This is a genomic window from Promicromonospora sp. NPDC110617, from assembly GCF_055598465.1.
This window is the reverse complement of sequence record NZ_JBVKBM010000003.1, coordinates 112,072-124,232: the sequence shown is the minus strand read 5'-3', so window position 1 is coordinate 124,232 and position 12,161 is coordinate 112,072. Positions and strand designations below refer to the sequence as shown.

Here is a 12,161-nt window from a genome sequence, read left to right as displayed (position 1 = left end):
CCATCGTGCGCCACGGCGGGGGCACGAACCAGGGACCGCCGGTCCCTGGTTCACCGGGTCTCTCCCGCCGCGGGCGCCGCGGCCGCACGGTGGAGCCATGAACATCACCGGAAACACCATCTTCCTTCCCGGCGGCACCCGCGGCATCGGGCTCGCCCTCGCCACCCGCCTGCAGGCCCGGGGCAACACCGTGATCGTCGGCGGGCGCAGCGCGGAGGCGCTGGACCGGCTCGCCGCGGAGCACGGGTTCGGCACCGTGCGCGTCGACACCAGCGACCCCGCCTCGATCGCGTCCGCGTCCGCCGAGGTGATCGAGCGGTTCCCGGACGTGAACGTGCTGGTCCCCATGGCCGGGATCATGCGCGCCGAGGACTGGCGCACCCCGGGCTTCCTCGCGGACGCCGAGGCTGTCGTCACCACCAACGTGCTCGGCCCGGTCCGGCTGATCGCCGCGTTCACCGAGCACCTGCAGAGCCGGCCTGACGCGACGATCCTCACGGTGTCGTCGGGCCTGGCCTTCACGCCGCTCGGTGTCACGCCGTCGTACAACGCGTCCAAGGCGGCGGTCCACATGCTCTCGGAGAGCATCCGCCTGCAGTTCGACGGCACGAGCGTGTCCGTGGTGGAGCTGGTGCCGCCGTCGGTGCAGACCGAGCTCATGCCCGGGCAGGACACCAACCCGCTCGCCATGCCGCTGGACGAGTTCGCCGACGAGGCGCTCGCGCTGCTGGAGAGCCGGCCCGACGCGCACGAGATCCAGGTGGAGCGGGTCAAGTTCCTCCGGTACGGGGAGGTCCGCGGCGACTACGCGGACGTCGTCGCGACCCTGAACGCGACCGACCCGCACGCGTCCGCCACGGCCTGACCGGGCCGGGCCGGGCCGGGCCGGGCCAGACAAAAAGGACCATGCAGCTGCTGCCAGGATCTGGCGCGTCCTGGCAGCAGCTGCATGGTCCTCGTGGCGGCCGGGGCCGCCCCGTACGCACTACGTCGCTGCCGGCTCCTCCACCGCCGGGGCCGCGAACTGGCTCGCGTACAGGCGGGCGTAGGCGCCGTTCGCGGCGAGCAGGTCGTCGTGCGAGCCCTGCTCCACGATGTCGCCGTGCTCCATCACGAGGATCACGTCGGCGTCGCGGATCGTGGACAGGCGGTGCGCGATGACGAACGACGTCCGGTCCTTGCGCAGCCGGTTCATGGCCTCCTGCACCAGTACCTCGGTGCGGGTGTCCACGGACGACGTCGCCTCGTCGAGCACGAGGATCGCCGGGTCCGCCAGGAACGCCCGCGCGAGCGTGAGGAGCTGCTTCTCGCCGGCCGAGACCGACGAGCCCTCCTCGTCCACGACGGTGTCGTAGCCGTCGGGCAGCGTCCGCACGAACGGGTCCACGTGGGTGGCCCGGGTGGCGGCGAGGAACCCGTCCTCGTCCACCGTGACGCCGTCCGGCACGCCGTACCGGAGGTTCTCCTCGATGCTGCCCTTGAACAGCCAGGTGTCCTGGAGCACCATCCCGACCGAGGAGCGCAGGTCGTCGCGCGACATGTCGCGCGTGTCCACGCCGTCCAGGGTGATGCGCCCGCCGTCCACCTCGTAGAACCGCATGAGGAGGTTGACCAGCGTCGTCTTGCCGGCGCCCGTGGGGCCGACGATGGCGATGGTCTGCCCGGGCTCAGCGACCAGGTTCAGCCCGGTGATCAGCGGCTGGTCGGGCGTGTACGAGAACGTGACGTCCTCGAACGCGACCCGGCCGCGCACCGGCTCCACCTTCTGCGACCGCTCCGGGTCCGGGGACTGCTCCGGGGCGTCCAGCAGGTCGAACACCCGCTCCGCGGAGGCCACGCCGGACTGCAGCAGGTTCATCATGGAGGCCACCTGCGTGAGCGGCTGCGTGAACTGGCGCGAGTACTGGATGAACGCCTGCACGTCACCCAGCGACAGCGTGCCCGAGGCGACACGCAGGCCGCCGATCACCGCGACGATCACGTAGTTCAGGTTCGCGAGGAAGCCCATCGCCGGCTGGATCGTGCCCGAGATGAACTGCGCCTTGAAGCTGGACGCGTACAGCGCGCGGTTCTCCTCGGCGAACGCCTCCGCCGTGGACTCCTGGTGCCCGTAGACCTTCACGAGCGCGTGCCCGGTGAACGACTCCTCGATGTGCGCGTTGAGCCGCCCCGTGGCCGCCCACTGCTCCACGAACTGCGGCTGGCTGCGCTTGGCGATCTGCGCCGTGAGGATCACGGACAGCGGCACCGTCACGAGCGCGACGAGCGCCAGGACCGGCGAGATCCAGAACATCATGCCGAGCACGCCGATCACCGTCAGGACGGCGGTGACGAGCTGCGCGAGGGTCTGCGTGGTGGTCTGCGCCACGTTGTCGATGTCGTTGGTGACCCGCGAGAGGATCTCGCCGCGCTGCTTGGCGTCCACGTAGGAGAGCGGGATGCGGTGCAGCTTCGCCTCCACCTGGTCGCGCAGGTCCCGCATGGTCCGCTGCACGACGCCGGCGGTGATGCGTGCCTGCAGCCAGCCGAACAGGAACGCGCCGACGTACGCCGCCACGACCCAGCCGAGGGTCTGCATGAGCACCGTGAAGTCGATGCCCTGGCCGGGCACGACGCCGACCACGCCCCGCAGCAGGTCGGCCATCTGGTCCTGGCCCGCCGCCCGCAGACCGGCCTCGGCCTGCTCGGTGGTCACCCCTGCGGGCAGCTGCGCGCCCACGACCCCCGCGAAGATCACGTTGGTCGCGTTGCCGAGCAGCTTGGGCCCGAGGACGGTCAGGGCCACCGAGCCGATGCCCAGCACCATGAGCACCACGACGTTCAGGCGCTCGGGGCGCAGCATGCCGGCGAACCGGCGCAGCGAGCCCTTGAAGTCCATCGGCTTCTGCACGGGCATACCCATGCCCATGCCCATCGGCCCGCCCCCGCCGGGACCACGCCCGGGGCCGCCGGGACCGCGCCCGGGGGCCGGTGCAGCGTCCTTCGTGCCGCTCTGCGGCTTCTCCTGCTCGCTCACGCCGCCTCCTCCTCTGCCTTGCGGGACACCCGCACCCGGTCGACCCGCATGATCAGGGCTTCGCCATCGTTGATCATGCGGCCTCCTCCAAGCTCATCTGGGACGTCACGATCTCCTGGTACGTCGGGTTGTCCGCCAGCAGCTGCGCGTGCGTGCCGCGGCCGACGATGCGTCCGTGGTCGAGCACCAGGATCTGCTCGGCGTCGCGGATGGTCGCCACCCGCTGCGCGACGACGATCACCGTCGCGTCGGCGGTCTGCGGCCGCAGGGCCGCCCGCAGCCGGGCGTCGGTCGCGTAGTCGAGGGCGGAGAAGCTGTCGTCGAACAGGTAGATGCGGGGCTTGCGGATCACCGCTCGCGCGATGGCGAGCCGCTGCCGCTGCCCGCCCGAGAACGTCGAGCCGCCCTGCGCCACCACGGACTCCAGGCCGTCCGGCAGCGCCTCGACGAAGTCGCGCGCCTGCGCCACCTCGAGCGCCGCCCACATCTCGTCCTCGGTGGCGTCGGACTTGCCGTACCGGAGGTTGTCGGCGACGGTCCCGGTGAACAGGAACGCCTTCTGCGGCACCAGGCCCATGAGCGAGCCGAGGTCACGCTGCAGGAGGTCCCGCACGTCGACGTCGTCCACCCGGACCGTGCCCCCGGTGGCGTCGAAGAGGCGCGGCACCAGGTTGAGCAGGGTCGACTTGCCGGAGCCGGTCGAGCCGATGATCGCCGTGATCTGGCCCGGCTCGGCGGTGAACGTCAGGTCGTGCAGCACGGGCTCCTCGGCGCCCGGGTACCCGAACTCGACGTTCTCGAACGTGACGCGGCCGCGCGGGCCAGCGCCGACGCCGTCGGGCGAGCCGTTGCCCTCCGGCGCACCGTCCTCCACGGCGCGCAGGCCGGGCAGGGCGACCGGGTGCTCCGGGTCGACGACGGACGGCTCGGTGTCCAGGACCTCCCCGATGCGCTCCGCCGCGACCGCGGCGCGCGGGATCATCATGAAGATCATCGTGGACATCATCACGGCCATGAGGATGTACATGAGGTAGCTCAGGAACGCCGTGAGGGAGCCGATCTCCATCTCCCCCGCCTCGATCTCGTGCGCGCCGAACCACAGCACGGCCACGGACGACAGGTTCATGATCAGCATGACCACCGGGAACGTGAGCGCCATGAGACGGCCTGCGCGCAGCGAGGTGTCGAACAGCTCCTCGTTCACCACGCCGAAGCGCTGCGTCTCGCGCCGCTCGCGCACGAAGGCGCGCACCACGCGCAGGCCCGTGATCTGCTCGCGCAGCACGGAGTTGATGGCGTCGATCCGCTTCTGCATGCGCCGGAAGTGCGGCACCATGCGCCACACGATGACGCCGGCCGTGGCCGCCAGCACCGGCACGATGACGAGCAGCAGGCCCGACATCGAGACGTCCTCGGACAACGCCAGGATCACGCCGCCGACCAGCATGATCGGTGCCATCACCATGATGGTGAACGTCATCAGCACGGTCATCTGGACCTGCTGCACGTCGTTGGTGCCGCGCGTGATCAGGGTCGGCGCCCCGAACTGCGCCATCTCGCGCGCGGAGTAGGTCTGCACGGAGTGGAACACGTCGCGGCGCAGGTCACGCCCGAACGCCGTGGCGACCTGCGCGCCGAAGTAGACGGCGATGACCGACGCGACGACCTGGCCGAGCGAGACGACCAGCATCCAGCCGCCGGTGCTCCAGATGTAGCCGATGTCGCCGCGCACCACGCCGCGGTCGATGATGTCGGCGTTGAGGCTGGGCAGATACAGGGCCGCGAGCGTCTGCACCAGCTGCAGGACGAGCACCGCGACCACCGCCCAGCGGTACGGGCCCAGATATTTCCGGGCGAGCGTGACGAGCATCAAGAGTTCCCTTCAGGGCTGGGGGTTGGAGAACCTGGTGCACCGGCTCCCGCAGTGGAGGCTGCACCTTCCACGGCATCGGGGCCAGGCAATTTCGGAGGGCCGGCGAGGCCGTTCACGAGGGCGTCGGCCAGGACGTCGGCCGGCACCGCGGGCTGCAGGTGGTCGATCCTCAGGTGCGCGCCCGCGATCGCGGACTCGACCAGCGAGATCGCCACCTCGACGGGGACCCGCAGGCGGTGCGCGTCCGGGGCCAGGACGGCGGTGATCCCCTCGACCGTAGCCGCGCGCTGACGAGCCCGCTGCTCCAGCAGCGTCTTGCGGTACGTGAGCATGCGCTCGTGCTGGTCGGCCACCGAGCCGGTGCCGGGGGGCGGCCCCGGCGTCACGACGCGCGGGCCCGGCGGGCCCGGTGGGCCCGGGGGCGCCACCGGCGGGGACCCGCCCGCGGCGCCGGACGCGCTCGGCGGCGCACCGAACGGCATGCCCGGACCACCGGGCGACGGCGCCATGCTGCGCAGGACCGACATCCACCGCATGACCTCGGCCACCCGGTGCCGGCCCAGCTCGATGACGAGCTCGAGGCGCCGTTCGAGCGGCAGCCCGGAGTCGATGCCGGTGAGCTCGGCGAGGGTCTGCTCGGGCTTGCCCGCCCGCGCCAGGCCCTCGACGGCGACGGCGCCGACCAGCGCCGTCTTGTCGCCGAACGCCCGGAACAGGGTGCCCTCCGCGACCCCGGCGGCCTGGGCCAGCTCGCGGGAGGTCACGTCGTGCCCCCGCTCGGCGACCAGCGGCAACACCGCGTCGACGATGGCCGCCTTGCGGTCCTCGGGAGACATGCGGGGTGCCCGCGTCCGTGCGTTGTCCATGGCGCTGACGGTAATTGAGTGAGCACTCACTCCGCAACTTCGTTACGCCCAGGGCAGACCCGGGCCCGGACATGCCGGAAGCCCTCCGGTGCGGGCACCGGAGGGCTTCCGTGAACTACTGGCGGCGGGTTCGGCTCAGCCGAACCGCCCACCGGCGTGCGGCGATCAGCCGGCCGGCGGTGCCGGGGGCACCGGCGGGGGCGGCGTCGCGCCACCCGGGTGCTGGCCGCGCTCGGACTCGCTGTCGAACGGCTCGCCCGACCGCGTGCCGGCGCTCGTCGCGTCGGCCGTGGCGGCCTCCGCCTGCCGCTGCGCCTCGGCGAGAGCCTCGGCGGGGTCCGGCAGCAGGGGCTCGTCCAGCACCGAGTCGATGGGCAGGCGCGGACCCGAGGGGCCCTCGCCCGGCGGGGGCGGCGGGACCGCGGGGCCCGCGCCGCCGCCGAAGCCCGAGGCGATGTTGCCCAGCGCGGCGGTGAACTCCGTGGGGATGACCCAGGTGGTGTTGGACGTACCGTTCGCGATCTGCGGCAGCGTCTGCAGGTACTGGTACGCCAGCAGCTTCGGGTCCGCGTCGCCGCGGTGGATGGCCTCGAAGACCTGGAGGATCGCTCGCGACTCACCCTCGGCGCGCAGGATCTGCGCCTGGGCGTCACCCTCGGCCTTCAGGATCTCGGACTGCTTCTGACCCTCGGCCGTGAGGATGGCCGACTGCTTGACACCCTCCGCCGTGAGGATCGCGGCGCGGCGGTCACGCTCGGCGCGCATCTGCTGCTCCATGGAGCCCTGCACCGAGGGCGGCGGGTCGATCGACTTGAGCTCGACCCGGTTGACGCGGATGCCCCATCGACCGGTCGCCTCGTCGAGCACACCGCGCAGCTGGCCGTTGATCTGGTCACGGCTGGTCAGCGTCTGCTCGAGGTCCATCGAGCCGATCACGTTACGCAGCGTGGTGACGGTGAGCTGCTCGATGGCGGTGATGTAGTTCGCGATCTCGTAGACCGCAGACTTGGCGTCCGTCACCTGGAAGTAGATAACGGTGTCGATCTCGACCACCAGGTTGTCGCTGGTGATCACGGGCTGGGGCGGGAACGAGACGACCTGCTCGCGCAGGTCCACGCCGGCACGGACGCGGTCCACGAACGGCACCAGCACGTGCAGGCCCGGGTCGAGCGTCTTCGAGTACCGACCCAGGCGCTCGACCACGAGCGCCACCGACTGAGGAACGATCCGCACGGCGCGGATCACCGCGACGATACCGACGATCACCACCAGGGCGATGATCAGATAGAGCAGGACTTGCCCGAATGACTCCACGACGTCTCCTTACGCGGGCACCTTGGCCCGCGGGCGGCTTTCAAGCTCCTGATGAGCACAGGAAGCTTCTGACTTGGACTGTCTGGGGGACAACACAAAAGGGCGCCCAGGCGCCAGGCGGTCTTACGCCGGCTCGACGACGGCGGTGGCGCCGTCGATCTGGACCACACGAACGCTAGTGCCGGCGGGCAGCAGCGGCGACCCGGGCACGGACCGCGCGCTCCACACCTCTCCGCTCAGCTTGATCAGCCCGGACGCGGTGCTGACCTCCTGGACCACCGACGCCGTCCGGCCGACGTTCGCCTCGGCGTTGGTGGGCGACTTGGGCGTGTTGTTGCGCAGGTGCCGGATCAGGGTGGGGCGCAGCGTCACGAGCAGCACCACCGACGCCACCACGAACACGATGGCCTGCACCCACAGCGGCGCGCCCGCGCCGTTCGCGACGGCCGCGGCCAGCGCACCGCCGGCGAACATGATGAAGACGAAGTCCAACGACAAGAGCTCGATCAGCGCGAAGACCAGCGCCGCACCTACCCACCACAACCACGCCATGGGTTGCTCCCTCCGAGCGTCCACTCCGGTTGGCGACCGGGCGCCGCCGGAACCTCTCCGACGGCGGGCCCTCGCGGTGAAATTACCGCTACCTCGGACCTTTGCCCGGACTTTACCAAGGACCACTGACACGGCGGTAGTGAAATCGCCGTTTCAAAACACTTTTCCTGAGGGCCCTGAACATTCCAGGTTCCGGGCACCGGTCAATGCGTCAGCGCGCGGCGCGCGCCAGCCAGCGACCGCCGCCGTGGGCCACGACCAGCGGCAGCCCGAAGGCCGCCGAGAGGTTGTCCGCGGTGAGGACCTCCTCGATGGGGCCGGCGGCCTGGATCCCGGCCTTCTTCATGAGCAGCAGGTGCGTGAAGCCCGGCGGGATCTCCTCGACGTGGTGCGTCACGTGCACCAACACCGGGGAGGCCGGGTCGCTCGCCAGGGCAGCCAGCGTGGCCACCAGCTCCTCGCGGCCGCCGAGGTCGAGTCCCGCGCCGGGCTCGTCGAGCAGCAGCAGCTCGGGGTCGGTCATCAGGGCCCGGGCGATCTGCACGCGCTTGCGCTCGCCCTCCGAGAGGGTGCCGTAGGTGCGCTCGGCGAGGTGGTCGACGTCGAACGCCGACAGGAGGTCCTTGGCCCGCTGCTCGTCGAGCTCGTCGTAGCTCTCCCGCCAGCGCCCCGTCACGCCGTAGGCGGCGGTGAGCACCACGTCGCGCACGGTCTCCGCCGTCGGCAGCCGCTCGGCGAGCGCCGCGCTGGAGATGCCGATGCGCGGGCGCAGCTCGAACACGTCGACGCGGCCGAGGGTCGCGTCCAGGATCTTCGCCGTGCCCGACGTCGGGTGCAGGCGCGCGGCGACGATCTGGAGCAGGGTTGTCTTGCCGGCGCCGTTGGGCCCGAGAACGATCCAGCGCTCTCCCTCGTTCACCTGCCAGTCCACGGAATCGAGGATGGTCGAGGTGCCGCGACGGACGGTGACGCCCGCAAGGTGGAGAACCGAGCTCATGGGCACCGACCCTACCTGGTCGACCGTCATTTACAGTGCTGCGGTGGACATCGAACAGGACCTCCCCCGGAGCGTGCTGCTCGCCCTGTGGCTGCAGGGCATAGGCGACACCTCGGACGCCGTGAAGTCCGTGGTGGGCGACGACGAGCCGCACACCGTGGAGGGGCTGGCAGGCTTTGCCGACGGAACAGACCTCGACACCCTCTTCACCGCGTGGACGGAGGGGCCGCGTGAGGTCTGCGCGCTGCTGCCCGCGCCGGGCGACGCCGCGGGCGTACCGGCGGCCGCCAACCACGAGGCCACGGAGGCCGGCGAGTGCGTGGTGGTCACCACGCCGGCCGGGAGCTGGGCCGCCGTACCGCGGGTGCAGGCGTTCGGCAGCCACATCGAGCCGGGGCACCTGGTGACGTGGCGCGTGCTGCCGGTCCCCGCGTGGACCACGCTGGTGCACGGCACGATCGGCTCGGTGGCCGACGCCGAGCGGGAGCTGCGCACGAGCCTGATGACGGCCACGGACGCCCTGGACCAGCTCGACGTCGCCCGCTGGCGCGACGACGCGGCCGACGCGATCGAGCGGATCCGCTCGGCCAGCACGTCGTCGTGGCCGGTGCCGCACCTGGACGGCCGGCGCGCCCGCGTGCTGGACCTCGCGAGCCGGCTGCGCGCGATCGTCGCGCTGGGCACGGTGGACGACGGCGGGGCGGTGAACGTCTTCCAGGTCGACCAGCGGTCCACGGCGCTGCGCGAGGTGGACCGCACGGCGCGCCACGCGATGAGCGCGGCGACGTACGGCCAGATCGCCTGACACGCCGCGCCCGACGCGCTACGCGCCCGCCAGCACCCGCTCGTAGACGTCCATGGTGCGGTCCGCGATCGCGGCCCAGGTGAAGTGCTCCTCCGCCCGGCGCCGGCCGGCCGCCCCCATCGCCGCCGCGCCCTCGGCGTCGGTCGCCACGCGGGTCAGCGCCGCCGCGAGGTCGGCCACGAACCGGTCGGGGTCGAGCGGGGTGCCGGTGCCGTCGTCGGCCTGCTCGATGGGCACGAGCAGGCCGGTGACGCCGTCGTCGACCACCTCGGGGATGCCGCCCGTGGCCGTGCCCACCACGGGCAGGCCCACGGCCATGGCCTCCAGGTTCACGATGCCGAGCGGCTCGTAGACGCTCGGGCAGACGAAGACGGTGCACGCGCCGAGGACCGCGATCAGGTCGGGCCGCGGGAGCATCTCCTCGATCCAGACGACGCCGGTGCGGGTCTCGCGCAGTCGCTCGACCAGTCCGCGGACCTCGGCCATGATCTCCGGCGTGTCGGGCGCCCCGGCGCACAGCACGAGCTGGACCTCCGGCGGCAGGTCGGCGGCCGCGCGCAGCAGGTACGGCAGGCCCTTCTGCCGCGTGATCCGGCCGACGAACACGACCGCGGGGCGGTCGGGGTCGATGCCGTGCCGGCGCACGGTCGCGGCGGCGTCGGCCTGCGCCGTGGCGTCGTCGGCGGCGGGCCGCCGCCAGCCCGACAGGTCGATGCCGTTGTGCACCACGTGCACCCGCTCGGGGTCGAGCTCCGGGTAGACGCGCAGGATGTCGGCCCGCATGCCCGCGGAGACCGCGATGACGCCCGCGGCGCCGAGGTACGCGGTGCGCTCGGCCCACGAGGACAGCGCGTAGCCGCCGCCGAGCTGCTCGGCCTTCCAGGGCCGCAGGGGCTCCAGCGAGTGCGCCGTGACGACGTGCGGCACCCCGTGCAGGAGGCCGCCGAGGTGCCCCGCCATGTTGGCGTACCAGGTGTGGGAGTGCAGCAGGTCCGCGCCCGCGACGTCGTCGGCCATCACAAGGTCGGTGCCCAGGGTCGCCAGGGCCGCGTTCGCGTCCGCGAGCGCCGTCGGCGTCGTGTAGCCGGTGACGCCGGACGCCTCGGTCGCGGCGTCGCGCGGGCCGTCGAAGCAGCGCACGCGCACGTCCGCGTGCTGGGCCAGGACGGCGGCCAGCTCGGCGACGTGCACGCCCGCTCCGCCGTAGACGTGGGGCGGGAACTCGCGGGTCAGCAGGTCCACGCGGAGCGCGTCGCCGGGCCGGCCGGCGGCGTCCGGCGCGGCGACGTCGGGACGGGGGGCGGAGCCGGGGGCGGCGGGAACGTCGGGCACAGTGCCAACCTAGCGTGCGCGACGTCTCAGCGTGCCACCTGACGGAACCGGCAGAAAGGCCCTAATCTCACCGTATGGCTTCCGCCCCCCGCGTCCTTGCGATCGTTCTCGCCGGCGGCGAGGGAAAGCGGCTGATGCCGCTGACCGCCGCCCGCGCCAAGCCCGCTGTGCCCTTCGGCGGTATCTACCGCCTGGTCGACTTCGCCCTGTCCAACATCGTCAACTCGCGGTACCTGCACGTCGTGGTGCTGACGCAGTACAAGTCGCACTCGCTGGACCGCCACATCTCCAAGACGTGGCGCATGTCGCCGCTGCTGGGCAACTTCGTGGCCCCCGTCCCCGCGCAGCAGCGCGTGGGCAAGCACTGGTACCTCGGCAGCGCCGACGCGATCTACCAGTGCCTCAACATCATCGACGACGAGCGTCCGGACATCGTGGTCGTGGTGGGGGCCGACCACGTCTACCGCATGGACTTCTCGCAGATGGTGGACGCGCACATCGAGTCGGGGGCGCGCGCGACGGTCGCCGCGATCCGGCAGCCGATCGACATGGCCGACCAGTTCGGCGTGATCGACGTGGATCCGGGCGACCCCACGAAGATCCGCGAGTTCCTGGAGAAGCCGACCGACCCGACAGGCCTGCCGGACTCCCCCACCGAGGTGCTGGCCTCGATGGGCAACTACGTGTTCGACGCCGACGCGCTGGTCGAGGCCGTCACGCGCGACGCCGCCGACCCGGACTCGCGGCACGACATGGGCGGCGACATCATCCCGGCGTTCGTGGCCCAGGGCGAGGCGGGCGTCTACGACTTCATCCGCAACGACGTGCCCGGCTCGACGGACCGGGACCGCGACTACTGGCGCGACGTCGGCACCATCGACTCGTTCTACGACGCCCACACGGACCTGATCGCCGTGCACCCGGTCTTCAACCTCTACAACATGGAGTGGCCGCTGTACACGGGCTACACGGGGCTGCCGCCGGCCAAGTTCGTGCACGCGGGCCCGGGGCGGATGGGGCACGCGGCGGAGTCGATCGTGTCGCCGGGCGTGCTCATCTCGGGCGCGCAGGCGGCCGGGTCGGTCCTGTCCCCCGGCGTGCACCTGCACTCGTGGTCGAACGTGTCCAACTCGGTGCTGATGGACGACGTCCAGGTGCACCGGTACGCCCACGTGCACCGGGCGATCGTCGACAAGAACGTGATCATCAACGAGCGGGCCCGCGTGGGCGTCGACCACGACGAGGACCGGGCGCGCGGCTTCACGGTGACGGAGTCGGGCCTGGTGGTGGTCCCGAAGGGCACGGTCGTCGACTGACGGTCCTGCGGCTCTGTCGGCCGCAGGGTCACCCTGGCCCGTCAGGACGTGGACGCCGGGGCGCGACGGCGCACCGCTCCGGCACACTGG

10 protein-coding genes are annotated in these 12,161 nt (G+C 71.9%); 3 read left to right on the top strand and 7 right to left on the bottom strand.

Features of this window, described 5'->3' with window-relative positions:
* Positions 1-97 precede the first annotated feature (97 nt).
* The gene (locus ACZ7LE_RS18280; protein ID WP_470404672.1) at positions 98-865 is read left to right on the top strand and encodes an SDR family oxidoreductase; all 768 of its coding nucleotides are present in this window, start codon (positions 98-100) and stop codon (positions 863-865) included.
* Between the two features lie 120 nt (positions 866-985).
* Here the strand turns inward: ACZ7LE_RS18280 and ACZ7LE_RS18275 are convergent, their stop codons facing one another.
* The 6 genes from ACZ7LE_RS18275 to ACZ7LE_RS18250 all read right to left on the bottom strand — a co-directional run bounded on the left by ACZ7LE_RS18275 (position 986) and on the right by ACZ7LE_RS18250 (position 8,618).
* Positions 986-2,896 carry an ABC transporter ATP-binding protein gene (locus ACZ7LE_RS18275; protein ID WP_470405314.1) on the bottom strand — a complete coding sequence of 637 codons (1,911 nt, stop codon included), beginning with the start codon at positions 2,894-2,896 and terminating at the stop codon, positions 986-988.
* A 193-nt stretch (positions 2,897-3,089) separates the two neighbouring features.
* Positions 3,090-4,886, bottom strand: coding sequence for an ABC transporter ATP-binding protein (locus tag ACZ7LE_RS18270; RefSeq protein ID WP_470404671.1), 1,797 nt, complete (start codon positions 4,884-4,886; stop codon positions 3,090-3,092).
* Positions 4,886-5,755 (bottom strand): TetR/AcrR family transcriptional regulator, encoded by an 870-nt coding sequence (locus tag ACZ7LE_RS18265; protein WP_470404670.1) that lies wholly within the window; start codon positions 5,753-5,755, stop codon positions 4,886-4,888. The genes ACZ7LE_RS18270 and ACZ7LE_RS18265 overlap by 1 nt, the downstream gene beginning before the upstream one ends.
* A 165-nt stretch (positions 5,756-5,920) precedes the next feature.
* Positions 5,921-7,069, bottom strand: a complete 1,149-nt coding sequence (locus ACZ7LE_RS18260; RefSeq protein ID WP_470404669.1) for an SPFH domain-containing protein — start codon at positions 7,067-7,069, stop codon at positions 5,921-5,923.
* A 123-nt stretch (positions 7,070-7,192) separates the two neighbouring features.
* Positions 7,193-7,621, bottom strand: coding sequence for an NfeD family protein (locus ACZ7LE_RS18255; RefSeq protein ID WP_285106800.1), 429 nt, complete (start codon positions 7,619-7,621; stop codon positions 7,193-7,195).
* Positions 7,622-7,832: 211 nt separating this feature from the next.
* A complete protein-coding gene (locus ACZ7LE_RS18250) occupies positions 7,833-8,618 on the bottom strand; it encodes an ABC transporter ATP-binding protein (RefSeq protein ID WP_470404668.1) in 786 nt (261 codons plus the stop codon).
* 43 nt (positions 8,619-8,661) lie between these two features.
* Between ACZ7LE_RS18250 and ACZ7LE_RS18245 the strand changes: the two genes are divergently transcribed.
* A complete protein-coding gene (locus ACZ7LE_RS18245) occupies positions 8,662-9,423 on the top strand; it encodes a hypothetical protein (protein ID WP_470404667.1) in 762 nt (253 codons plus the stop codon).
* Between the two features lie 18 nt (positions 9,424-9,441).
* On the opposite strand, the gene glgA is transcribed toward ACZ7LE_RS18245, so the two are convergent.
* Positions 9,442-10,665 carry a glycogen synthase gene (gene glgA, locus ACZ7LE_RS18240; RefSeq protein WP_470405313.1) on the bottom strand — a complete coding sequence of 408 codons (1,224 nt, stop codon included), beginning with the start codon at positions 10,663-10,665 and terminating at the stop codon, positions 9,442-9,444.
* Positions 10,666-10,829: 164 nt separating this feature from the next.
* On the opposite strand from glgA, the gene glgC reads away from it, so the two are divergent.
* Entirely contained in the window at positions 10,830-12,071 is a 1,242-nt protein-coding gene (glgC, locus tag ACZ7LE_RS18235; RefSeq protein WP_377233437.1) for a glucose-1-phosphate adenylyltransferase, read from the top strand.
* The last annotated feature ends 90 nt before the right edge of the window (positions 12,072-12,161 follow it).

Bases quoted from the DNA above. Each gene is read 5' to 3' on its own strand.
- ACZ7LE_RS18255 (WP_285106800.1), bottom strand. From the start codon at position 7,621: ATGGCGTGGTTGTGGTGGGTAGGTGCGGCGCTGGTCTTCGCGCTGATC.
- ACZ7LE_RS18265 (WP_470404670.1), bottom strand. From the start codon at position 5,755: ATGGACAACGCACGGACGCGGGCACCCCGCATGTCTCCCGAGGACCGC.
- ACZ7LE_RS18270 (WP_470404671.1), bottom strand. From the start codon at position 4,886: ATGCTCGTCACGCTCGCCCGGAAATATCTGGGCCCGTACCGCTGGGCG.
- glgC (WP_377233437.1), top strand. From the start codon at position 10,830: ATGGCTTCCGCCCCCCGCGTCCTTGCGATCGTTCTCGCCGGCGGCGAG.
- ACZ7LE_RS18280 (WP_470404672.1), top strand. From the start codon at position 98: ATGAACATCACCGGAAACACCATCTTCCTTCCCGGCGGCACCCGCGGC.
- ACZ7LE_RS18275 (WP_470405314.1), bottom strand. From the start codon at position 2,896: ATGCCCGTGCAGAAGCCGATGGACTTCAAGGGCTCGCTGCGCCGGTTC.
- ACZ7LE_RS18250 (WP_470404668.1), bottom strand. From the start codon at position 8,618: ATGAGCTCGGTTCTCCACCTTGCGGGCGTCACCGTCCGTCGCGGCACC.